Source organism: Pseudomonas sp. F1_0610 (genome assembly GCF_047470865.1).
Classification (GTDB): Bacteria; Pseudomonadota; Gammaproteobacteria; order Pseudomonadales; family Pseudomonadaceae; genus JAZDRH01.
On sequence record NZ_JAZDRH010000020.1, the window covers coordinates 1 to 23691 of the forward strand.

Annotated in this window: 19 protein-coding genes and 1 other RNA gene; 18 read left to right on the top strand and 2 right to left on the bottom strand. The window is 44.4% G+C overall.

Annotated features, from left to right (window positions below; all coding sequences use genetic code 11):
• Window positions 1–112 precede the first annotated feature (112 nt).
• On the bottom strand, window positions 113–682 hold the full coding sequence (locus tag VQ643_RS11420; protein ID WP_414199913.1) for a lecithin retinol acyltransferase family protein: 570 nt from the start codon (window positions 680–682) through the stop codon (window positions 113–115).
• A 1526-nt stretch (window positions 683–2208) separates the two neighbouring features.
• Here VQ643_RS11420 and VQ643_RS11425 point away from each other — a divergent pair.
• The 8 genes from VQ643_RS11425 to VQ643_RS11460 all read left to right on the top strand — a co-directional run bounded on the left by VQ643_RS11425 (window position 2209) and on the right by VQ643_RS11460 (window position 12840).
• A complete protein-coding gene (locus VQ643_RS11425; protein ID WP_414199914.1) occupies window positions 2209–3501 on the top strand; it encodes a dicarboxylate/amino acid:cation symporter in 1293 nt (430 codons plus the stop codon).
• Window positions 3502–3613: 112 nt separating this feature from the next.
• Window positions 3614–6091, top strand: coding sequence for an ATP-dependent helicase HrpB (hrpB, locus tag VQ643_RS11430; RefSeq protein ID WP_414199915.1), 2478 nt, complete (start codon window positions 3614–3616; stop codon window positions 6089–6091).
• Between the two features lie 16 nt (window positions 6092–6107).
• Window positions 6108–7427, top strand: a complete 1320-nt coding sequence (locus tag VQ643_RS11435; RefSeq protein WP_414199916.1) for a DEAD/DEAH box helicase — start codon at window positions 6108–6110, stop codon at window positions 7425–7427.
• Window positions 7428–7547: 120 nt separating this feature from the next.
• Window positions 7548–8147, top strand: a complete 600-nt coding sequence (locus VQ643_RS11440) for a CDP-alcohol phosphatidyltransferase family protein (protein ID WP_414199917.1) — start codon at window positions 7548–7550, stop codon at window positions 8145–8147.
• Window positions 8147–9151 (top strand): phosphatidate cytidylyltransferase, encoded by a 1005-nt coding sequence (locus VQ643_RS11445; RefSeq protein WP_414199918.1) that lies wholly within the window; start codon window positions 8147–8149, stop codon window positions 9149–9151. Before VQ643_RS11440 ends, VQ643_RS11445 begins: the two co-directional genes overlap by 1 nt.
• Window positions 9152–9155: 4 nt before the next feature.
• Window positions 9156–9815 (top strand): lysophospholipid acyltransferase family protein, encoded by a 660-nt coding sequence (locus tag VQ643_RS11450; protein ID WP_414199919.1) that lies wholly within the window; start codon window positions 9156–9158, stop codon window positions 9813–9815.
• Window positions 9793–11544: a bifunctional alpha/beta hydrolase/class I SAM-dependent methyltransferase gene (locus VQ643_RS11455; RefSeq protein WP_414199920.1), complete on the top strand. Its 1752-nt coding sequence runs from the start codon at window positions 9793–9795 to the stop codon at window positions 11542–11544. The genes VQ643_RS11450 and VQ643_RS11455 overlap by 23 nt, the downstream gene beginning before the upstream one ends.
• 3 nt (window positions 11545–11547) lie before the next feature.
• Window positions 11548–12840, top strand: a complete 1293-nt coding sequence (locus VQ643_RS11460; protein WP_414199921.1) for a phosphatase PAP2/dual specificity phosphatase family protein — start codon at window positions 11548–11550, stop codon at window positions 12838–12840.
• Here VQ643_RS11460 and VQ643_RS11465 read toward each other — a convergent pair.
• On the bottom strand, window positions 12822–14054 hold the full coding sequence (locus VQ643_RS11465; RefSeq protein WP_414199922.1) for an NAD(P)-dependent oxidoreductase: 1233 nt from the start codon (window positions 14052–14054) through the stop codon (window positions 12822–12824). The two genes, VQ643_RS11460 and VQ643_RS11465, sit on opposite strands and share 19 nt — an antisense overlap.
• 125 nt (window positions 14055–14179) lie before the next feature.
• Here VQ643_RS11465 and tesB point away from each other — a divergent pair, with 125 nt between their 5' ends.
• The 10 genes from tesB to mraY all read left to right on the top strand — a co-directional run bounded on the left by tesB (window position 14180) and on the right by mraY (window position 23688).
• Window positions 14180–15067: an acyl-CoA thioesterase II gene (gene tesB, locus VQ643_RS11470; protein WP_414199923.1), complete on the top strand. Its 888-nt coding sequence runs from the start codon at window positions 14180–14182 to the stop codon at window positions 15065–15067.
• A gap of 3 nt (window positions 15068–15070) precedes the next feature.
• Complete coding sequence (locus VQ643_RS11475) at window positions 15071–15679, top strand: HAD family hydrolase (RefSeq protein WP_414199924.1); 609 nt, start codon at window positions 15071–15073, stop codon at window positions 15677–15679.
• Between the two features lie 40 nt (window positions 15680–15719).
• An RNA gene (gene rnpB / locus VQ643_RS11480) (RNase P RNA component class A) lies at window positions 15720–16068 on the top strand.
• A 284-nt stretch (window positions 16069–16352) separates the two neighbouring features.
• Window positions 16353–16811: a division/cell wall cluster transcriptional repressor MraZ gene (mraZ, locus tag VQ643_RS11485; RefSeq protein WP_414199926.1), complete on the top strand. Its 459-nt coding sequence runs from the start codon at window positions 16353–16355 to the stop codon at window positions 16809–16811.
• Between the two features lies 1 nt (window position 16812).
• Window positions 16813–17754, top strand: a complete 942-nt coding sequence (gene rsmH / locus VQ643_RS11490) for a 16S rRNA (cytosine(1402)-N(4))-methyltransferase RsmH (RefSeq protein ID WP_414199927.1) — start codon at window positions 16813–16815, stop codon at window positions 17752–17754.
• Window positions 17751–18044: a cell division protein FtsL gene (ftsL, locus tag VQ643_RS11495; protein ID WP_414199928.1), complete on the top strand. Its 294-nt coding sequence runs from the start codon at window positions 17751–17753 to the stop codon at window positions 18042–18044. The genes rsmH and ftsL overlap by 4 nt, the downstream gene beginning before the upstream one ends.
• Window positions 18041–19765 carry a peptidoglycan D,D-transpeptidase FtsI family protein gene (locus VQ643_RS11500; protein ID WP_414199929.1) on the top strand — a complete coding sequence of 575 codons (1725 nt, stop codon included), beginning with the start codon at window positions 18041–18043 and terminating at the stop codon, window positions 19763–19765. The genes ftsL and VQ643_RS11500 overlap by 4 nt, the downstream gene beginning before the upstream one ends.
• Before the next feature lie 2 nt (window positions 19766–19767).
• A complete protein-coding gene (locus tag VQ643_RS11505; RefSeq protein ID WP_414199930.1) occupies window positions 19768–21237 on the top strand; it encodes a UDP-N-acetylmuramoyl-L-alanyl-D-glutamate--2,6-diaminopimelate ligase in 1470 nt (489 codons plus the stop codon).
• The gene (locus VQ643_RS11510; RefSeq protein ID WP_414199931.1) at window positions 21230–22606 is read left to right on the top strand and encodes a UDP-N-acetylmuramoyl-tripeptide--D-alanyl-D-alanine ligase; all 1377 of its coding nucleotides are present in this window, start codon (window positions 21230–21232) and stop codon (window positions 22604–22606) included. Before VQ643_RS11505 ends, VQ643_RS11510 begins: the two co-directional genes overlap by 8 nt.
• The gene (mraY, locus tag VQ643_RS11515) at window positions 22606–23688 is read left to right on the top strand and encodes a phospho-N-acetylmuramoyl-pentapeptide-transferase (protein WP_414199932.1); all 1083 of its coding nucleotides are present in this window, start codon (window positions 22606–22608) and stop codon (window positions 23686–23688) included. Before VQ643_RS11510 ends, mraY begins: the two co-directional genes overlap by 1 nt.
• The last annotated feature ends 3 nt before the right edge of the window (window positions 23689–23691 follow it).

A 23691-nucleotide genomic window follows, 5' to 3' on the forward strand; every position in this document is an offset into this window, starting at 1 on the left:
AGGTATAGCTGGATGAAATGCTATTTAGATAAATATATTCTATTTATATTAAATATGTGATTTTACGAAAAGCTAAAAAGTTGACTGTTTTTTAACCAATGGCTGGGGCGGGCTAATCCAGTAGCCAGTCTATAACAGCTTCTGCGGCCATGAAGGCCACATAGCTGCCAGCAGCAAGGGCTACGGCAGGCGCTAAAGATACACTGGCGCCGGCAAAACTAACGGCTCCTAAGGTGCTAGTGGTGCCCATTGTCGAACCTATGGCCCCAGAAACCAAGGCAGCGCTGGCTTTAGAGCTTAGCAGCCTTGCTGTGCCTAAAGATAGTGCAGCATCAGTTAGATTATCGACTTGAGCAGAACAGTTTTCACCAGTAATACACCAATTAACAAAGTGCTCACAGTTATTAAAAAGAATGGAATAGCTATCTTCATTCAAGCGTGACTTAGCGCGGCGTATAATTTCATCGGCACTATATAAAGTATCGTTATGGTAAACCTTATAGATAGTTTCACCTGCTGCAAAATCTTCTAATGAAGTAATTTGCACATGGCTATTTTCATTATTCCATAAAGCATTTTTTCCAGCATAGTGAATAACTTGGTTATTACCAATATACAAAGCATGATGGCTATAAAGACCACGGCTAACTTTTAAATGATCAGCAAGCATTAAGGTTGTCATCGTCGGCACCTAAACCCAATAAAGTAGATGCAGCTAGTTTGCAGGCTTAAACAATAAAAAGGGAATACACAAGTTTGTCCATGCTTAAAATCACCTAGATGGCGAGTAAGGCTAACAAATAAAAAGACTAAGCGCCTAGGCAGGTTTAATGCAATAACTGAGCCTGAGTTAACTTAAGCTGGAGTGCTCTTTGAGCATAGCTTTCTGGCTCTCGTGATGAAAGCCAGTAATTTAAGTCTTAAGCCCCTTAAAGGCGGGGCGTCTCTCTGAGTAAACATAAGGCTGAGCAGCTCAAGATAGGGCGGTCTTAATCCCCTCAAAAGCGGGGTTTCTCTCTGAGCGGTGATGCCGGGTGGTTATCAATGGCGCAAAAGTCTTAATCCCCTTAAAAGCGGGGCTTCTCTCTGAGCCTAACGTCATGGAAATAATACTTTCAAGCACTGTCTTAATCCCCTCAAAAGCGGGGTTTCTCTCTGAGCTTGAGTCCGGCGTTTGCAGAATTATTAGCTGAGTCTTAATCCCCTTAAAAGCGGGGTTTCTCTCTGAGCGTCCGATAGTTATGATGAAGATGATCGTAGTGGTCTTAATCCCCTTAAAAGCGGGGCTTCTCTCTGAGAGTAGCCTAAAAAAAATAACCAATAAAATCAAGATATTAAAAAGGGTTTTTGTGGGTTAAAAAATGAGCAGAAAAAGTTGTCTGTTTTTTGATCAATTTTTAGCAATATAAAAAATAGATTTAAATACTATAAATAGTCATTTGGCGTAGGTATAGCTGGATGAAATGCTATTTAGATAAATATATTCTATTTATATTAAATATGTGATTTTGCGAAAAGCTAAAAAGTTGACTGTTTTTTAACCAATTTGGGGTGGTATCTATTGCTAAACGAGCTGTTTCGTCTGCAGGAGCGTTCAGGTCGTGCTCCTTGCAATTAGGCGTTTTGCTGAGTGCTGCTTTGTAATTATATGGGGTGCAAGAGTAAGAAGCGTTAATCTGGCTATTAGGGGGAGCTTAGCCCTACGTTGTATAGGAGTGATGACAGAGCGTTACCCATTTTGGATAAGGAGGAGTGCCTTAGGCAAAGCATTAAGGGTAGCGCTCTTTTTTGTGTATGAAGATGAATAATTATAGTACTGCATAAAGGCAGATTTGAGTTGGATAGAGGAATGTTGCTTAAGCGCTGCTCGTTTGGTTGAGAAAAAGTTCACTAGCAGTCTTACATATCTAGCAAAAACTTTTCTTTTATAAGCTTGGAAAAAGACAGTTAAACTGTCGCGTAATTGTACGAAGGTCTAGTAAGCCTTGAATTGCTTAAAGTATTAAGTATTGTCCCTTGTCATAAAAGGCTTTGCCAAATCTAGTTAGGTATTTTTCTCTACTAAGGTCGCATACTATGCCGAAATGGAATGATCTCCATATTTTTGTTCGTTTGTTGCCTTTAAACGCAGTCCTCTAGACTTTTTAAAACAAAGACAATTACAAAAAATAACTATATAGAAAACATAAAAGATTTTGAGGAATCATTATGAAAAAGATCTGGTCGTGGTATTTACAGAAATCTTTTATGACCAAAATGACTGCCGGCTTCGTGTTAGGGATAATCGCAGGTTTAATTTTAGGTCCGCAAAGTGAAATGTTTGGCCCATTGGGCGAGCTGTTCTTAAAGCTGTTGAAGATGGTGGTTTTGCCACTGATCTTATTGTCACTAATTGTGGCGGTAAATCACTCTAATCCAAAAGAGTTAGGGCGTATTGGCGCTAAGATTTTTCCGTTCTACATCATTGCAACAGGTATTTCTGTTTGCGTAGGTATTATGTTGGCTAAGCTAACCAATCCTGGGGTTGGTTTAACATTGCCTACAGATGTAGAGGTGGTAGCACCGGAGAAGCCTTCTTTTTTAAGTATTTTAATGAATATGGTGCCAAGCAATATCTTTGAAGCCTTTGTTGCTGGCGATGTATTGTCTGTGGTGTTTGTGGCTGTGGTTGTTGGTTTATCGTTTCTGTACTTGCGTCATAGCGGAAATGAAGAGCAGCAAGCCATGGGCGAGTTACTGCTAAAAGTAACCAACGCAGGCAATGAAGCAACCATGAAGTTGCTTAATGGTATTTTGCAATATGCACCTATTGGTATTTTTGGTATTACAGCGCAAACCATTGGTCATCAAGGCGTTGATACCTTAATAGTGCTTGGCAAATTTGTTGGCACTTCGTACTTGGGCGTTATTCTACTGCTTACTGTGGTATTCCCTATTTTCTTGAAGTTGGCTGGCGTGCGTGTTATCAAGTTTTATCGTGATATCAAAGAAGCCGTATTTACTTCATTTGTTACCTGTAGCAGTTTAGGTACATTGCCGCTGACCATTAAATGTGCTGAAAAAGCAGGTATTAATGAGCGTGTGGCTAAATTAACGCTGCCCATTGGTGCTACGGTCAATATGAATGGAACAGCTTTGCGTTTTGGCGTAGCTGTTGTGTTTGCAGCAGAAATTATGGGAATTACACTATCCGTACCTGAGCTGGCGACCATTGTTATTATTGGTACTATGGCCGCTGTGGGTACTGCCGGGGTGCCGGGTGCTGGTTTAATTGGTATGTCAATTGTATTTACTCAAGCTGGCTTACCAATTGAGATTGTCGCCTTAACTGCGGGTGTTAACGTATTGTTAGATATGGCCTTTACTTGCGGCAATGTAACAGGCGATTTAGTTGGCGCTAAAGTGGTTGATCAAAGTGAGCGTCGTGCTGAGCGTAAAGCGGCAGCGCTCGCCGCGCAGCGGGGCGATGCCACGGTGAGTCAGGCAAGCACTACTGAGTAATGCTATTTACTGAACTTAAAAGGCAGCTTCGGCTGCTTTTTTTGTACTTGCATTACACGCTATTTTCTAAATTTAGGTATGATTGGCGCTGATTTTTCTTTTTCTAGATGCGATGTCCACTTTAAACCTTCCAATTAATGCTGTGTTAGCACAGTTGCTAGATACAGTGGCTGCCCATTCTAAGTGCATCTTACAAGCGCCACCTGGGGCAGGAAAAACTACACAGGTTCCTTTGGCGTTATTAGCCCAGCCTTGGTTAGCCGGTAAAAAAATACTTTTGTTGGAGCCGCGGCGCTTAGCTGTACGTACCGTTGCCCAGCGTTTGGCAGAGCAGTTGCATGAGCCGCTGGGGAAGCAGGTAGGCTATCGTATGCGGCTAGATACCAAGGTGAGTGCTGAAACACGAATAGAAGTAGTAACTGAAGGTGTTTTGCTTAGGCAATTACAAGCAGATCCAAGCTTGTCAGAGGTTGGCATTATTATCTTTGATGAGTTTCATGAGCGTAGTTTAAATGCCGATTTAGCTTTGGCTTTCAGCTTAAGTGCTAATGAATTATTTTGTCAGCATGAAGTAAAGCTGTTGTTCATGTCGGCGACTTTAGATCAGTCTAAGTTAGCCACGGCTTTACAAGCACCTGTTGTCGAAAGTACAGGGCGTAGTTTCCCTGTTGATATTATATGGGCCTCTGCATGGCGCCGAGAGGATAGGCTTGTTGCTAAAATTCATGCGTTGGTTGAGCGTGCAGTGGATGAGCAGGCAGGCTCTATTTTGGTTTTTTTGCCAGGGCAAGCGGAGATAGGCCAATTGGCAAAACAGCTTGCGGACAGCTTACAGGATGATTCAATTTTAATTGCCCCTTTATATGGTGATTTATCGTTATCCGCACAGCGCCAAGCTATAGCACCTAGCCAACAACGTAAAATTGTATTGGCTACCAATATTGCTGAAACTAGTTTAACTATTGAAGGTATTAGTGTTGTAGTGGACAGCGGTTTTGAACGCCGCCCTATTTTTGATCCGAATAAAGGGATTACAAGATTAGCCTTATGCAAAATTTCCAAAGCTTCAGCTCAGCAGCGAGCGGGTCGTGCGGGGCGTTTAAGCAAAGGGGTGTGTTATCGCCTTTGGTCGGCTGAACAGCATGAGCAGCTTGAGGAGCATGCTGTTGCAGAGATATTACAGGCTGATTTGTCTTCTCTAGCGCTGAGTTTATTTGACTGGGGAGCCACGCCAGATGAGCTATTTTGGTTGGATAAACCACCAGCGGCGCATTATCAGCAAGCTGTGGATTTATTGGTAAAATTACAGGCGCTAGAGCAGCAGCAACTGACCGCTATGGGTAGGCGTATGGCGGATCTACCTATGGAGCCTCGTTTAGCGCGTTTATTATTAGCAGCGCAAAGTTGGGGGCAGTTAAGGCTTGGTGCGCAAATAGTTGCTATTTTGACAGAGCGTGACTTTTTAAACACGACGGATACTGATCTTCAGTTGCGTATTAATGCGCTACAGGTAGCGAGTCAACAGCCTCAGATAAAGCGTGTGCAGCAACTGGCAAAACAGTTTGAGCACTTATTAAAGGCGACTAATAAAACCAGTGATATTACGGAAGAACAGGCGTTAGGGGCTTTATTAGCAGTGGCATTTCCAGAGCGTATCGCCCAGCAGCGTGAAGGAAGTAATAGTTATAAGTTGGCCAATGGCCGTGGTGCCTACTTTGCTCAGGCCGATAGCCTGCAAAAAGCAAAGTGGTTGGTTGTAGCTGATATGGTGGGGCAAGTAGGACGTAAAGAGGAACGTATAAGTTTAGCGGCTGAACTTGATCCGGCGTTATTTAATCAGTTATTAGCCGGCTTGATTAACACAGATACAATTGCTGAATGGCAAACCGCATCTAATAGTTTTGTGGCTCAGCAGCAGAAGAAAATTGGGCAGTTAGTGTTAGCAACTCAACCGCTTAAGCTAATAGATCAGCAGATGCGTGTTGATGCGCTGCTGGGCATGATACGGCAAAAAGGACTTGAGGTTTTGCCTTTTACAACGTCTGTCAAACACTGGCAGGCGCGGGTTTTATTACTGAGAGGGCTGGACCTACCTCAGTGTGCTGATTTCCCTGATGTCTCCAGCCAAGCTTTGCTAGAAACACTTGAGCAATGGCTTGCACCCTATATTCAGCAAGTAGATAAACTGACTCAATTACAGCAACTAGATCTCTTGGAAATTCTTCAGAGTTTGTTATCTTGGGAACAGAGTAAGCTATTGGATGAGCTCGCGCCTAGCCATTACAAATTACCTACAGGGTCTAATATAACTATTGATTATAGCCAGCAACCCCCTGTGTTGGCGGTGCGTTTGCAAGAGTTATTTGGTGTAGCGCAAACGCCTTGTATTGCAAATGGCCAGCAAGGATTAAAGTTGCATCTTCTATCGCCAGCCCATCGTCCTGTGCAGGTGACTATGGATTTGGCAAGTTTTTGGCAGAGCACTTATTTTGATGTAAAAAAAGATTTGCAAGGGCGTTATCCAAAACATTATTGGCCTGATAATCCATTACAGGCAGAACCTACATCACGCGCTAAACGCCGTACCTAAGCATAAGAGAGATGATATGAGCTTTAATCACTTAGGCGTGTTTGCGCCTTTACTGGCTAATCTTAAAAAATTAGATTTTGTAACTCCTACAGCGGTCCAAGAAAAAGTGATTCCAAGTGTTTTGGCAGGGCGTGATGTGTTAGCTACCGCACAAACAGGAAGCGGTAAAACAGCGGCGTTTATGTTGCCATTATTACAGCAATTGGTAACCAGTGGGGCTAAAGTTCAGTCAAATCAGATTAGGTGCTTGGTATTAGTACCGACGCGTGAATTAGCTGAGCAAATTTTTCAAGCCAGCCAAGCCTTTAGTAAGAATCTTCCAGTGCGCTTAGGCGTAGCCTATGGGGGGGTTAGTATCAACCCACAAATGATGCGTTTGCGAAAAGGTTTAGATGTGCTCATTGCAACACCAGGTCGTTTATTGGATTTAGTACAGCAGAATGCAGTTAACTTTTATGCTTTAAATCACTTGGTTTTTGACGAAGCCGATCGCATGCTGGATTTAGGATTTGCTCAAGAAATCAATCAATTACTGCGTGTTTTTCCTCGAAAAAAACAGACGTTATTATTTTCTGCAACGCTCAGTGACAGGGTGGCTGAGCTGGTTAAGGTGCTGCTACAAAATCCATTAAAAGTAGCAGTTAATCCGATAAATCAGGCAGTAAATACGGTTACCCAAAAAATTTATACAACAGATAAAAAACACAAAGTTGATTTGTTTTTTTATCTGTTAGAACAGCATGCTTGGCAGCAGGCTATGATTTTTGTAAAAACTAAAAAGTCGGCTGAAAAAATAACAGGGTTATTACGTGAAAAAGGCTTGGCGGTAGATAGTATTCATGGTGATAAACCACAAGCAGCTCGACTTAAGGCGTTAGACAGTTTTAAACAAGGCCGTGTGCATTACTTGGTTGCCACAGATGTAGCAGCACGCGGCTTGGATATTGCACAAATGCCAGTGGTGGTGAATATGGATTTGCCTGTAGTAGCCCAAGACTATGTGCACCGTATTGGGCGTACTGGACGAGCTGGGGAAACAGGTTTGGCTGTTTCTTTAGTTAGTGCCGATGAGGTTGAGTTATTGCTGGCCATTGAGCAATTACAAGGTAGAAACTTTAATCGCTTAGAGGAGCCTGGTTTTATTGCAGAGCATCGAGTACCGGCAACTGATTTGCGTTTAGGTGTAAAGAAAAAACCGAAAAAGCCTAAAGTTAAAACGGCTATTGATGATCCGCATTCACGTATTCACTTAGGCGATGCTTTTAACCAAACGCCCAAAGTGAAAAACGTGCGTAGCAAGCCCAGTTTTTTGTCAGGTTCAAATAAGAAAAAATAACCTGGATCTGTATTGGGTATAGGATTTTCTGTGAAAAGCATTTAATTTGAAACTTAGTGGATTTGTGTGCTGTCTTAACCGTTATTGTTTGGTGTGCTAAACGGCTCATTGGAGTGAGTAATGACACTGTATGGATTAAAGCCCGCTTTTCAAAACCTGCTACGCCCACTCATGTTAAGGCTAAATGCTAAAGGTGTTACTGCTAATCAAGTAACCCTATTGGCCATGCTGTTATCTGTTGCGTTAGGCATTGCATTAAGTTTCGCTAGCCATGTTCTTTGGCTATTGCTACTTCCTTTTTTTCTCTTCTTACGCATGGCGCTGAATGCGATTGATGGCATGTTAGCGCGTGAATGTAATCAGCAATCTCAGCTAGGTGCGATACTTAATGAGGTGGGCGATGTGGTTTCAGACGCAGCGCTCTATCTTCCTTTTGCATTATTTTTGCCTATGCCATGGCTAACCGTTAGTGTGGTGTTTCTTGCGGTCTTAAGCGAATTTTGCGGTGTACTGACTCAGGTGTTAATTGGGCAGCGTAGCTATGCGGGGCCTATGGGTAAAAGTGATAGAGCTTTTGTCTTTGGAGCTGGGGCTTTGGTTTTAGCTATCTTTCCTGAATGGTCTGTCTGGGGAAGTCATGTGATGATGGTTTTAGCCTTGTTACTGATTTGGACATGCATTAATCGTTGTCGCGCCGCATTAGTTAGCGAGGTTAAATAATGGCTAACCTTGTCTATTTAAGCCTGGCATCCATCTACGGTGTATTGGTTTTTGCCAGTTTAGTGATTATTGCATTAAAAGTGACAAAGCCTAAAAAAGACTGGTCTGAGCTGGTAAGTCGTATTAAAAGTTGGTGGTTAATTATCACTGTTTTTGTGGTTGCCATGTTAAGTCCTGATTGGCTTAGGCTTACCATATTCGCCTTTGTTAGTTTCCTGGCGTTAAAAGAGTTTTTAACGCTGATATCAACACGTGTATCTGACGCTAAAGCCTTGATGTGGCTGTATGTCACTATTCCTATAAACTATTATTTGATTGGAATTGATTGGTACAATCTATATATCATCTTTATTCCAGTGTATGCCTTCTTGTTTATTCCGATGCGTATGGTGATTTCAGGTAATACGCAAGGTTTTTTACATGCTGCTGCTAGTACTCAGTGGGGGCTAATGACAACCGTATTTGCCATTAGCCATGTTGTTGCTTTGATGTTATTGCCAGAAACAGTAGCAGCGCCTAGTAGTTTAATTATTAATTTCAGCCAGATTCCTAATCCGATGTTATTGCAAGATGCCTCAGTTGGTACCTCGCTCAAATATCAAGGTGCGTTATTAGTTATTTATCTTGTAATACTCACTGAGCTTAATGACGTTGCACAGTATTTATGGGGTAAATCCTTTGGTAAACATAAAATTGTACCTAAGGTAAGCCCGAATAAAACGGTCGAAGGTTTTTTAGGCGGCATGCTAACGACGGCTGTCATAGCTAGTCTTTTAGGACCTTGGTTTACTTTAATGAATTGGTGGCAAGCCTTTATCGCAGGACTTTTTATTGGCGTAGCAGGTTTTTGTGGTGATGTGGTGATGTCAGCTGTTAAGCGTGATTTAGGTGTTAAGGACGCAGGTAAGTTACTGGCAGGACACGGCGGTATTTTAGATCGTTTAGATTCTCTGATTTATACCGCGCCCCTGTTTTTTCATTTATCAAAATACTTTTTCTATTAATACTATGAATCGCTTTTTACGTGCGGCATTTATGGTGTTACTTGTTTATCCCGTTATCTTTATTTGGTTAGGCATCACTTTGCGCCACAAGGAGCGGCTGCCAATCAAAGGCCCCGCTATTATTATTGCCAACCATAATAGTCATTTAGACACCTTAACACTTTTAACCCTGTTACCATTTCGGACCATGTTGCAAACCTTGCCAGCGGCTGCTGTGGATTATTTCCACCGCAATAAATGGATGGCTTGGTTCTCAGATCGTGTAATTGGCATTATTCCTGTAAATCGCCGTCAAGAAGGGCAAGGTAACCCACTACAGGGCTGCATTGATGCTCTGCAAGATAACAAGATTATTATTCTGTTTCCAGAAGGTTCGCGTGGCGAGCCGGACAAGCTATCACGTTTTAAATCAGGGCTTTGGCATTTAGCTAAAGAGTTTCCAGAAGTACCCGTGATCCCGATTTATTTACATGGTTTAGGGCGCGCAATGGGTAAGGGGCAGCATCTATTAGTCCCGTTTTTTATTCATGTTTATGTTGGGCGTCCTTGCTTTTTTAATGACAATAAAGAGGTTTTTATTACACAGCTACAGGATCGTTTTCAGTGTATGAAATCTCGTTATGTAACAGGGAGTGAACACAATGAGCCACCGCCAAGCAATTGAACAGCGTTTTACAACAAGTGATCAGCAGGAAATTTTTTATCGTTGTTGGGAGGCACAAGAAAAAGCGGAACAAAAACAGGTTATTGTTTTGTTTCACCGTGGGCATGAGCATTCTGCTCGCATGCAGCATATTGTTGATGAACTTGAGTTAGCTCAGGTGCGCTTTTATGCGTGGGATGCACGAGGGCATGGTAATACATCTGGCGAGCGGGGTTATAGCCCTAGCTTAGCTCGTTCAGTTTTAGATGTGGATGAGTTTATTAAGCATGTTGCCCAAGATGCTGGCGTTGAGGTTAGTGATATTGTGGTTATTGCGCAAAGCGTTGGCGCTGTATTGGTCGCAACATGGGCGCATGATTATGCGCCAAAAATTCGTGGCATGATTTTGGCATCACCGGCTTTTAAAGTGAAGCTTTATGCACCTTTTGCGCGTTCGGGTTTGGCTTTATGGCAAAAGCTCAAGGGGCCGTTTTTTGTTCAGTCTTATGTGAAAGGTAAGCATCTCACCCATGACTATGAACGTGCACGCAGCTATGACAATGATCCTCTAGTTAGTCGGCAGATTTCCTCTAATATTCTGTTGGATTTATACAGCACATCCGAGCGGGTAGTGGCCGATGCGCACGCGATTACTATTCCAACTCAATTGCTTATTTCGGGCAATGATTATGTGGTAGCGCGCAAACCGCAGAAAGTATTTTACGAAGGCATTAACTGCCCTATTAAAGAGCAGCATGTATTAGATGGTTTTTTTCATGACACACTAGGTGAAATTGATCGTCATATTGCGTTGGAAAAAATGCGTTGTTTTATTGGGAAACTCTACGCTGCGCCACGTTATCAACATGATTATCAATATGAAGATGTGTGGAGTAAAACAGCAGATCAATACCGTTGGCTGCAAGCTAAATTACCAACTTTCTGTCCTAAAAAACTATTTTTCTCGTTGCAAAGCTGGATGCTGGCACGATTTGGGCATATTTCAGAGGGTTTGAAATTAGGGCAAAAGGTAGGTTTTGATTCTGGCGAATCTCTTGATTATGTCTATCGCAATAAGCCAACAGGAAGTAATGCTTTAGGGCGTTTGGTGGATAAAAACTACCTTAATGCTATTGGTTGGCGTGGTATTCGTCAGCGCAAAGTGCATTTAGAGCACAGTATTAAGCAAGCACTGGCAACTATTCGTGAAAAACAGCTACCTGTCACCTTGATGGATGTGGCCGCAGGACATGGACGTTATGTATTGGACGTTATTTCTCAAGAGCCAGGTATTGAAAACGTCTTATTACGTGATTTTAGCCAAGATAATGCAACAGCAGGGCAGAACTATATTGAACAGCGCAATTTGCAAGCAGTTGCTCGTTTTGTGCAAGGTGATGCCTTTGATGAGCAAAGCCTAGCTGAGGTAGCTGTTAAGCCTTCAGTGGCTATTGTTTCAGGCTTATATGAGTTATTTCCTGAAAATCATTTATTGCAGCGTTCATTATCAGGTATTGCACAAGCTGTTCCTAAAGGCGGTATTTTGATTTACACGGGACAGCCTTGGCACCCTCAGCAAGAACTGATCGCGCGTGTTTTGAACAGCCATCGAGGTGGTGAACCTTGGGTGATGCGTATTCGTACACAAGGTGAAATGGATTGGCTGGTAGAGCAAGCAGGTTTTACTAAAGTGCAAGAGCTGGTTGATGAGTGGGGGATTTTCACCGTTAGCATGGCTGTTAAAAACTAAAGTATGCTGAAGTTTCATTGGAGAGGTGCTGTATTTTGGCGTGGCATCGCATGGCTTGCGGTGCTAGCGCCTTATTTTTATTTCACCTACGGGGTTTTGAATCGCTATACTGCGAGCTTAACTGATGTGCCTAGTTTTGCTTATGCTTGGGAGTCTCAGATCCCCTTTCTGGCTTGGAGTATTATTCCCTATTGGAGCATTAATTTTCTCTATGGAATTTCGTTGTTTATTTGTACAACAAGCCAAGAGCAATGGCGACATGGTCTGCGCTTATTGCTTTCATCCGCTTTAGCCTGCGTTGGTTTTTTTCTATTTCCATTAAAATTTAGTTTTCCTCGCCCTGAAACGGAAGGCTTCTTTGGTTGGTGGTTTACTCAACTAGAGTTGTTTGATATGCCATTCAATCAGGCCCCTTCGTTGCACATTATTTTGGCGTGGGTACTCTTTGTTCGCTATGCAGCACATGTGGGATGTTTAGGACGAGTTTTATGGGGTGCATGGTTTGCCCTAATAGGTCTTTCTGTTTTAACAACTTGGCAACATCATTTTATTGATATACCAACAGGCTTATTTGTTGGTTTGTTGGTCACTTATTTGGTTCCAATGCAAGGGCGTTGGTGTTGGCAAAAAGCTAGTAAAACATCAGTTTTGATTGGTTTAAGCTACCTGACTCTTGGGCTGTTGTTGCTGTTTTTGATCTGGCTACCCTATGCTAAATGGCTTATTTGGCCGGCTACTTCTTGCATCATTATTGCTTTTGGATATTTTGGTGCAGGCGCTAGTGTTTTTCAAAAAACACACAATGGGCAACAGAGTTTGTCGGCACAAATTCTTTTACTGCCATACCATATAGTGGCACGTTTAACTCGCAGTTATTACAGCCAAAAACAAGACGCCATTAATAAGGTAAGCAGTGGATTATATTTGGGTAGTTATCCACAGCAAGGGCAGTTTGTTGGGGTGCTTGATTTATGTGCTGAGTATGCAGCAAGCGATAAAGTCACGACAACATACTATCGAACCGTGCCTATGTTAGATCTGCTGGCGCCTAGTGTAGAGCAACTTGATCAGGCGGTGAATGCCTTGGCTGAGTTGCATCATCAGGGTGACACCTTAGTGCATTGTGCTTTGGGTCTGTCACGTAGCGCTGTGGTGGTGGCTGCCTATTTATGGCAACAAGATAAAACGCAAAGCATGGATGCGCTGATTCAGCAATTAAAAAGCAAACGGGCCAATGTGCTGTTAGCTGAGGCACATCTAACATTGCTGGCTGATTATCAAGCCTTTGCTAAGTAGTTCAGCATACCTTGGGCGCAGGCTGCGGCGGTGGCAAAGCAGCCTGTGAGTAAATAACCGCCTGTAGGTGCATCCCAGTTGAGCATTTCACCGGCGCAAAAAACGCTAGGTATTTTTTTTAGCATCAGCTGTTCAGTTAGCTCACTAAAGCAAATGCCGCCATCTGTACTGATAGCTTCGTCAATTGGACGTGTGGCGATAAGCGCTAAAGGCGTAGACTTGATTGCTTTAGCTAGCTCAATGGGAGTTAAAGACTGGCAGTTCGGTACAAGCTCCCGAAGCAAGCCTGCACGTACGCCGTCTAATTTCAATTGATTGTGGATAAATTTGCTAAAAGACTGGCTGGCGCGTGGTCGCTGCAGCTTTTGAATAACCTGCTCCAAGGTGCGTTGAGGTTGCAAATCTATATAGATTGTAGCTTTGCCTGTGCTATTCAGTTGCTGGCGAATCGAATAAGACAGGGCATAAACTAGGCTGCCTTCAACACCATCCTTGGTCACAACAAATTCACCTTTGCGAAACGTTTGGTTAGTTAGGCTAATTGCGCATGATTTAACGGGGGCACCAGCATATTTACTTATAAAGTGAGGGCTCCACTGTTCAACCAAAAAACCACAGTTACTCGGTTGAAGGGGGGCAATGTGAATATTATGTTGGCTTAATAACTTTACCCAGCCGCCATCTGAGCCTAAACGTGGCCAGCTAGCACCGCCAAGAGCAAGCAAAGTGGTTTTGGCGTTAACTAGTATAGGCTGTGCATTTTTTTCAATCAGTAGTTGCCCTTGTTCATTCCAACCTTGAAAGCGGCTACGAGTATGTATTTCAACGCCTTGCTCACGTAAACGACGCAGCCAAGCGCGAAGTAAAGGCGCTGCTTTCATGTCTGTAGGAAAAATACGTCCTGAGCTGCCAGTAAAGGTTTCTAAGCCTAAACTACGTACCCAACTTTGAATTTTTTGGTTATCAAACAAGGGTAAGAAAGCATCCAGTACACCGGCTGGTTGGTAGCGTTGCGCAAAAACGGGCATTTCCTCACTGTGGGTGATGTTCATGCCACCTATGCCAGCGAGTAGAAACTTGCGCCCCACTGATGGCATAGCATCAAACAGATGCACCTTAATGCCTTGCTTAGAAAGTAGTTCAGCTGCCAGCAAACCTGCAGGTCCGCCACCAATAATGCAGGCTGGGGTAGATAAGATGTTGGGTGCAGACATGCTGATACTCTCAGGATAAATCAATATTTTAACAGGCTGCCGACAAATGCTGAGAAAAACTTTACTATAGGGTGCTGTGTAAAATATTGCCGTGCAAACACTAAGAAAAGAACTGAGGAGTGCCCATGAGCGCTGTGTTAGAAAGCCTAGTATCCTTACTGCAAATGGAAACCATAGAAGAAAATCTGTTTCGTGGTGCAAGCCAAGATTTAGGTTTTAGGCAGTTATTTGGTGGACAGGTATTAGGACAGGCGTTATCGGCGGCAAGCCAGACAGTGGATAAATCGCGCCAAGCGCATTCATTACATGGTTACTTTTTGCGCCGTGGTGATGCAACAAAGCCTGTTGTTTATAGCGTCGAGCGAGTTCGCGATGGCGGCTCATTCAGCACACGCAGGGTGACGGCTATTCAATACGGACAGCCGATTTTTACCTGTAGTGCGTCCTTTCATGTGCCAGAAGAAGGCTTTACGCATCAGCCACAAATGCCTGACGTGCCTATGCCTGAGGACTTAGAGCCTGAAGTTAAAGTAGCAGAGCTATTGGCTGATCGTTTACCGCAAGATAAACGGGAAAAAATGCTGCGTAGCAAGCCAATTGAAACACGCGCCGTGCATGTTTTAGATCCACTAAACCCTGAGAAAGCTGAACCCATTAAGCAGGTTTGGTTTAAAGCCGATGGCAAGCTACCTGATGATCCTGCTCTGCATAAGTACTTGCTAGCCTATTCTTCAGATTTTGGCTTGTTGACAACCTCTTTAATTCCCCATGGTGTTTCTATTTGGCAGCCATTTATGCAAGTGGCTAGTATTGATCATGCAATCTGGTTCCATCAGGATGTGCGCCTTGATGATTGGTTGCTTTACTCAATGGACAGTCCTTGGAGTGGCAATGCGCGTGGATTTTCACGTGGGCATATCTTCACCCGTGATGGGCGTTTAGTCGCTTCTGTAGCGCAAGAAGGATTAACGCGCGTGCGTGAAGACTGGAAAGATCGCCCGAGTATGGGTTGATCTATGCTCAAACCATTATGCGCGGTAAAGCATTGGGTATTTGATTTGGATGGCACTTTAACCTGTGACGTCCATGATTTTGCTTATGTTCGCCAAGAATTAAATATTCCAGCTACAGCTGATATTATTCATTATTTAGCCAGCTTACCAGCCGCAGAGGCTCAAGCCAAACAGGCTTGGTTGCTGGCCTATGAGCGTGCCCAAGCAGCGCTTACGCAACCTGCTATAGGGGCCGTTGAGCTGGTGCAATGGTTGGCTCAACGAGGTTACAAACTGGCTATTTTGACGCGAAATACCCGTGAGCTTGCCATAGACACCTTAACTAGCCTTGGTTTGCTGGCGTATTTTTCGCCATCCAATATTCTTGGGCGTGAGCAGGGGCCGGCTAAGCCTAATCCGGCGGGGTTGCTCGCACTTGCGCGGCAATGGTGTGTTACACCGCAGCAGATGGCTATGGTGGGCGACTTTCACTTTGATTTAAATTGCGCAAAAGCAGCTGGCGCTATAGCGATACAAGTTAATAACTCCACTAATCAATGGCCAGAAATAACGGATTTGTATTTATCCGACTGTGCTGCTTTGCTTGCAATACTTAAAGATAAGCATAAATAAAGGTTGCGTGGTGAATAATTCAGCCTTACTCTGTGCGCCGAGAGTTGGTTGGACAGTCGCTGCTTTGCATCTGCAAAGGGGAGGAAAGTCCGGGCTCCACAGGGCAAAGTGCCAGGTAACGCCTGGGAGGCGCAAGCTTACGGAAAGTGCCACAGAAAATAACCGCCTAAACGCATAGCGTCGGTAAGGGTGAAAAGGTGCGGTAAGAGCGCACCGCATGACTGGTAACAGTTCATGGCTAGGCAAACCCCACTGGGAGCAAGACCAAATAGGAATCCATTGGTGCGGCCCGCACTGGATTCGGGTAGGTTGCTTGAGCTAATTGGTGACGATTAGCCTAGAGGAATGGCTGTCCTCGACAGAACCCGGCTTATAGACCAACTCTTACTTTTTATCTCCTGTGAATATTCTCACAAAATGTAAAATTTCTCCTATCTTAAGAAGTTACTTTAAGTTGTGTGCATATCTGTTTAATCCTCTGAAAGTTTTTATCGTTATAAAATTCCTATTCTCTACTTTTTCTCTAAATATTGCGCTAAGTCCGCATCTTATAAGGCTTTTTCTGTGTTTTTCACTTGACGCTGAGCAGGCTGATTTCTATAGTGTGCATAAGTGGGAGAAAGTGGAAGAAAGTGGGAATTTTTAGATAGAAAAGCCAAGAAAGGATTAAAAAGTGTTCAGAGGCTCCACCAATATCAACCTAGACGCGAAAGGGCGCTTAGCGATGCCAAGTCGGTATCGTGAGGAGCTTATTGACCGTTGTAATGGTGAAATGGTGATTACTATTGACCTCGTTGATCCTTGTTTATCTATTTATCCGCTGGCTGACTGGGAGCAGTTAGAAGCTAAATTGCGTACTTTGCCCAGCCTAGATGAGCAAAATCGTCGTTTATTTCGTTTGCTTATTGGTAATGCCGTAGATGTCAGTCTAGATGCCAGTTCACGTCTGTTAATTCCACCACGCTTACGTGAGTGGGTAGGTTTAGATAAATCCGTTGTGCTCATGGGGCAGCTTGAAAAATTCCAGTTATGGGATGAGGCTGAGTGGGAGAAACGACGTGCAGATGATTTTAATAGTGTGCAACTGTTAGGCGGTTTGTCTGACGAACTTCGGAAAACATTGGTTTTATAATATGAGCGAGCCATTTAAACATATCACAGTGTTGCTGAATGAAGCCGTGTCGGCGCTTTCAGTACAACACAACGGATGTTATATCGATGGCACCTTTGGTCGAGGCGGTCACAGCCGCTTAGTGCTTGAACAATTAGCAGGCACAGGTCAGCTCTTTGGTTTTGATAAAGATCCTCAAGCCATCCAAACTGGATTGGCGCTTGCAGATGAGCAGGCTAATTTTCAAATTATTCAATCAAGTTTTGCTCAAATGGCGCAGGCAATGGCAGTGCGCAATAAGCTTGGTCAGATAAATGGCATATTGCTGGATTTGGGTGTGTCCTCGCCACAGTTAGATGACGCCGAGCGTGGCTTTAGCTTTATGCATGATGGCCCGCTAGATATGCGTATGAATCCTAATGAAGGGGTGAGTGCTGCGGATTGGATTAATACCGCAACAGAAGAAGATATTGCTCGTGTCTTTAAAGATTACGGTGAAGAACGTTTTGCCAAGCGTATGGCGCGTGCCATTGTTGTGCGCCGTCAAGAGCAAGCCTTTACACGTACAGCTGATTTAGCTCAGGTGATTACAGAGGCTAACCCTGCATGGGAAAAAGGCCGTCATCCAGCAACGCGAGCCTTTCAAGGTTTACGTATTCATGTCAACAATGAGCTAGGTGATCTTGAAGCTGGCTTAGAAGCGGCTTTAGCCTGTTTAAGCGTGGGTGGACGTTTAGCCGTCATTAGCTTCCATTCGTTGGAAGATCGTATTGTTAAGCAGTTTATGCGCCGTAAAGCTAAAGGCGAGGCTGATAATTTGCCACGCAACTTGCCTATCATTCCAGCGAAATTTGAGCCAGAAATTAAGCTTATAGGCAAACCTGTGTATGCCAGTGAACAGGAAGTGAAAGAAAATCCACGTTCACGTAGTGCTGTAATGCGTATAGCGGAGAAACTAAAATGAGCCGCCTGTACGCTAAACCTATGCCAAAAGGATCATGGCTGCTGTGGCTATTATGGATTGCTATTTTGGCTTCGGCGATTTGGGTTTCACAAAATGCCTATCATACGCGCTTACTGCTGAATGAATTGTATGGCGAGTATAAAGTACGTGATAACGCTCAGGCTGAATGGGGGCGTTTAATGCTCGAACAAAGCACTTGGACAGCGCATAACCGTATTGAAAAACTTGCTGTGCAGCACTTGGGTATGCATATGCCTGAGGCCAAAGAAGTTAGGATGGTTAAGCCATGAAGTTGTTTTCTGGTTTGGCTAATGAAGGACGCCTAAAGGTCGTCCTTTTAGGCGTTTTTGTCTTGTCGGCAGTTATTGCCGCATGGCTTATCTATTTGTTTACAGCTAAACAATCATTTTTAGCCGCCGAAGGTGATGCGCGTAGCTTGCGTTATAGCGTTATTCCTGCGCATCGGGGGCTGATTACCGATCGCAATGGCGAGCCTCTAGCTGTAAGCACACCTATGAGTACTATCTGGGTTAATCCGCAAGAGTTAGTGCAAGACCGCGCGCGTTGGCCTGAACTGGCTAGCGCTTTGGGCATGCCATTAGACAGTCTAAGTAAAACCATCGATGATCGCGCCTCGCGCTTATATTACGAGCTAAAAAAAGGTTTGCCGCCAGAAGTAGGCATGCAAGTAGCGGCGTTAGGCATTGCGGGTGTTTATCATAAAGATGAATACAAGCGCTTCTATCCAGCAGGTGATGTTGCAGCTCACTTAATAGGTTTTACGGATACAAATGATAAAGGTCAGGAAGGTATTGAGCTGGCTTATGATCAATGGCTAACTGGCGAGGAAGGTCGGCGGCAAGTGATTAAAGACCGCCGCGGACATATTATTCGTGAAGGCGGTGTCGTGCGTAACGCACGTGAAGGCAAGTCCTTGGCTCTATCCATTGACTTGCGTTTGCAGTATTTGGCGTATCGTGAGCTGCGTAAAGGTATTGATAACTTCAAAGCCAAGGCCGGCACTTTGGTGATGGTGGATGTGCAGACGGGCGAAATTTTAGCCATGGTCAATTATCCCACCTACAACCCTAATAATCGCCAAACAATGCATCCAGAATTTATGCGTAATCGCGCCATGGTTGATGTGTTTGAGCCGGGTTCGACCATCAAGCCTATTAGTATGGCAGCGGCCTTAAACACAGGACGTTGGAATCTAAACTCAACAGTGGATGCGCGTCCAGGTCAGATGAAAGTGGGACGTTTTACAATTAAAGATGTATCGCGCCCTGGTGTGTTTACTTTGGCGCAAGTGCTCCAAAAATCCAGTAACGTTGGTATGAGTAAAATTGCCTTCGATATTGGCGCTGAGCCAATTTACAACATGTTACAGCAGGTTGGTATTGGGCAGGATACAGGGCTAGGTTTTCCTGGTGAGCAAACGGGCTATTTGCCGGCACGTCGAACGTGGCCACAAGCGGAAACAGCCACGTTATCTTACGGTTATGGTTTCTCAGTAACTGCTGTGCAGCTAGCCCATGCCTATGCTGCCATCGGCAATCAAGGTAAGGCTGTCCCTTTATCCTTATTGCGTCTAGATCGCTCAGTGAATGAAGTGCAGGTGATGAAGCCAGAGGTGGCTGAGCAGGTGCTAAGCATGCTGCAATCTGTTGTAGAAACACCCGGTGCAGGCGGTGCGCGCGCTAAAGTGCAAGGTTATTTTGTGGGCGGTAAAAGTGGTACTGCGAAAAAAACATCCAGCAGTGGTGGCTATACCCAAGCTTCTTATCGTTCATTGTTTGTAGGGGTTGCGCCTTTGAGTAACCCACGAATTGCAACTGCCATTGTCATTGACGAGCCAACTGAAGGTGGTTATTACGGTGGCTTAGTAGCTGCTCCAGTTTATAGTGGTGTGATGAGTGGGGCGTTGCGTTTATTGAATATTACTCCCGATAACATTCCAGCGGAAATGCTACAGACCGCTGGTGTTAATACCGTTAAGGGAGGACGCTAGAAATGAATATGTATTTATCTGAATTATTCGCTAAAGCCCCAGCAGATATCCAAGTTACAGGCTTGGCGCTGGATAGCCGTCAAGTAAAAGCTGGTGACTTGTTCTTAGCTGTTGCAGGTACTCAAAACGATGGGCGCAAGCATATTGCGTCGGCTATCGAAAACGGTGCTGTCGCTGTAGCTTATGAAGCGCTGGGCGCTCAGGTTGAGTTGTCCACTAGCGTGCCTTTAATGGCGATTGAAAACTTACAGCAGCAAGTATCGGGTCTTGCGGCTAAGTTTTTTGGCCAGCCAAGTGCCAACTTGCAAGTGTTGGGGGTTACAGGAACAAATGGAAAAAGCAGTGTTAGCCAGCTGTTAGCTCAGGCGCTTGATTTGCTGGCAATGCCTTGCGCTATTGTGGGTACTTTAGGTAATGGTTTTTATGGCAAATTAGTTGAAACAGGGCATACCACGCCTGATCCTGTAAGTTTGCAAGCAGATCTTGCGCTGATGCAGGAACAAGGTGCTAAAGCCGTTGCCATGGAGGTTTCGTCACATGCACTCGACCAAGGGCGAGTGGCAGGCGTGCAGTTTGATGTGGCCTTGTTTACTAATTTGTCGCGTGATCATTTAGATTATCACCACACAATGCAGGCCTATGGTGCAGCCAAAGCCAAGCTTTTTGCATGGCAACATCTAGGCGCACGCGTGATTAATCTGGATGATACTTTTGGCGCTCAGTTGGCCCAACTAGAAGGTGCTGGGCAGCTAATTAGCTATAGCGAAAAAAATCCTCAAGCCAGTATTTATTGCACCTCTGTTCACTTTGCTGATCAAGGTATTAGTGCTCAGGTGGTTACTCAGACCGGTGAGCAAGGGCAGCTAGATAGTCCATTACTAGGTCGTTTTAACTTGAGTAATCTATTGGCTGTTGTTGGTGGGTTACTCGCCTTGGGTTTTAGTTTATCTCAAGCCTTATCTGTAATGCCTAAGTTACAAGCGCCTGCAGGGCGTATGCAGTGTTTGGGTGGGCAGGAAAAACCATTAGTGGTGGTCGATTACGCGCACACTCCAGATGCCTTGGAACAAGTATTAAAAGCTTTGCGTGCACATGTCACAGCACAAGGGCGTTTGGTGGCAGTTTTTGGCTGTGGTGGTGATCGCGACCCAGGTAAGCGCCCATTGATGGCACAAGCCGTTGAGCGTTATGCGGATTTTGCCATTGTCACTGATGATAATCCACGCACTGAGAATCCGGAGGCTATTCGTCAGCAAGTGATTCAAGGTTTCGAGGGCACTCAGTATCAGGTTGTAGATGGCCGTGCTCAAGCTATTGCTACTGCTATCGCCAGTGCAAAGGCGCAAGATGTTATTGTGTTAGCCGGCAAGGGACATGAGGATTACCAAGATATTCAAGGCGTTAAGCATCACTTCTCCGATTTAGAACAGGCGCAGTCAGCCCTTGCTCAATGGGAGGTGGCGCATGTTTAAATCATTAACTAATAGCCAAACACTAGCGACTTTATTAAATGCTCAGCATGTAGGTGCCGCTGTTGACTTTGCCGGCGTAAGCACAGATAGCCGTGCGGTTAGTCAGGGGCAAATGTTTATTGCTTTAAAAGGCGAACGCTTTGATGGGCATGCTTATTTAGCTCAGGTGGCTGCGAAAGGTGTGCTGGTAGCACTAGTAGATAATGTGCAGGAAAACTGCCCTTTAACTCAAATTAAAGTGACGGATACCCGTTTAGCGCTAGGACAAATAGGCGCGCTAAATCGCCAGCAATTTACAGGCAAGCTGGCGGCAATAACCGGCTCTAGCGGCAAAACTACAGTAAAAGAGATGCTCGCCAGCATTATGGCAGCGGCTGTAGGTCGTGAGCAGGTGTTAGCAACACGTGGCAACCTCAATAATGATCTAGGTGTGCCTTTAACTTTGCTTGAGTTGGCAGAATCACATCAAGCGGCAGTTCTTGAGTTAGGTGCTAATCACAAAGGCGAGATTGCTTACACAGTTGGTTTAGTGAAGCCACATGTTGTCTTAATTAACAATGCAGGCACAGCGCATCTTGGTGAGTTTGGTGGCCTTGAAAACATTGTTAAAGCCAAAGGTGAAATTTTGCAGGGCTTAGATGAGCAAGGTATTGCCGTGCTTAATCGAGATGATGCAGCGTTTTCTACCTGGCAAGCCATGCATGGGCAGAAACAACTCATTAGTTTTGCTAAAGAACAAAACAGCGCAGATTTTTACGCAAAAAATATTCACAGTACTAACCAAGGCAGTCAATTTACCTTATGCGGACTTCTGGGTGAGCATACGGTTAGCATAAATCTACTTGGTGAGCATAATGTCAGTAATGCACTGGCAGCTGCGGCTTGTGCTTATGCTTTGGGTTTTGATGCGGCCGCGGTTATTCAAGGTTTGCAGAGCATGCAAGCGGTTAAGGGACGTACCTTAATACATCGTTTTACACAGAATCGCTGTGTCATTGATGACACCTACAACGCCAACCCAACCTCAGTCTGCGCTGCTATTGATACCTTAACTGGTTTTGCAGGCCGCAAACTTTTAGTTTTAGGTGATATCGGTGAGCTTGGGCAGTGGGCTGAGCAAAGTCATAGCGATGTCGGCGAATACGCCAATAACAAAGTGGATAGGTTGCTAGCAGTTGGGCCTTTGATGGCGCATGCAGTGGCAGCTTTTTCTGGGTCGGCGCAGCACTTTTGCGATCAAAAAGGTCTGATAGCCGCCTTGTCAGAAGAATTTACTGACAATACTACCGTTTTAGTAAAAGGGTCGCGCAGTGCAGCGATGGAACATGTAGTCCATGCGCTTTGTGCCGCCAATGAGGAGATCCACTAATGTTGTTATTGCTCGCGGAGTACCTACAAGACTTTTATAAAGGCTTCGCTGTTTTTCAATATATTACCCTGCGCGCGATTTTGGCTGTGCTAACGGCTTTAGTGCTGTCGTTATGGCTAGGCCCTTGGATGATTAACAAACTGCGTGAATTGCAAATTGGTCAGTCCGTACGTACAGATGGCCCGCAAAGTCATTTATCAAAATCAGGCACACCAACTATGGGCGGTGCGCTGATTTTATCAGCGATTACCATTAGTACTTTATTGTGGGCAGATTTAACCAATCGCTATGTGCTAATAACACTAGCTGTCACTCTATTATTTGGTGCTATTGGCTGGGTGGATGACTATCGCAAAGTCATTGAAAAAAGCTCACGAGGTTTACCAAGCCGTTGGAAATATTTTTGGCAGTCTGTATTTGGTTTAGCCGCTGCCTTTGTACTGTTCTATACCTCAAATAATGCAGCAGAAACCTCTTTAATCTTGCCATTTTTAAAGGATTTCAGTTTGCCACTAGGTATCGGCTTTATTGTGCTGACCTACCTTGTGATTGTAGGTACTAGTAACGCAGTTAACTTAACGGATGGCTTAGATGGCTTGGCGATTTTACCAACCGTATTAGTAGCAGGTGCTTTAGGTATTTTTGCCTATGTGTCAGGGCATATTAGTTTTGCTCAGTATTTGTTTATGCCTTATATCCCAGGCTCAGGCGAGCTAGTGGTGTTTTGCGCGGCAATGGTTGGTGCTGGGTTAGGTTTTCTTTGGTTTAACACCTATCCAGCGCAAGTGTTTATGGGGGATGTGGGCTCTCTTGCTTTAGGTGCTGCGCTGGGAACTATAGCGGTTATTGTGCGCCAAGAAATAGTGCTGTTCATTATGGGGGGTGTTTTCGTGATGGAAACCCTATCGGTAATGATTCAGGTAGCTTCCTTTAAGTTAAGAGGCAAGCGTGTGTTTCGTATGGCGCCCATCCATCACCATTTTGAGTTAAAAGGCTGGCCAGAACCACGGGTTATCGTGCGTTTTTGGATCATTACTGTGATTTTAGTGCTTGTGGGCTTATCCACATTGAAACTGAGGTAAGAG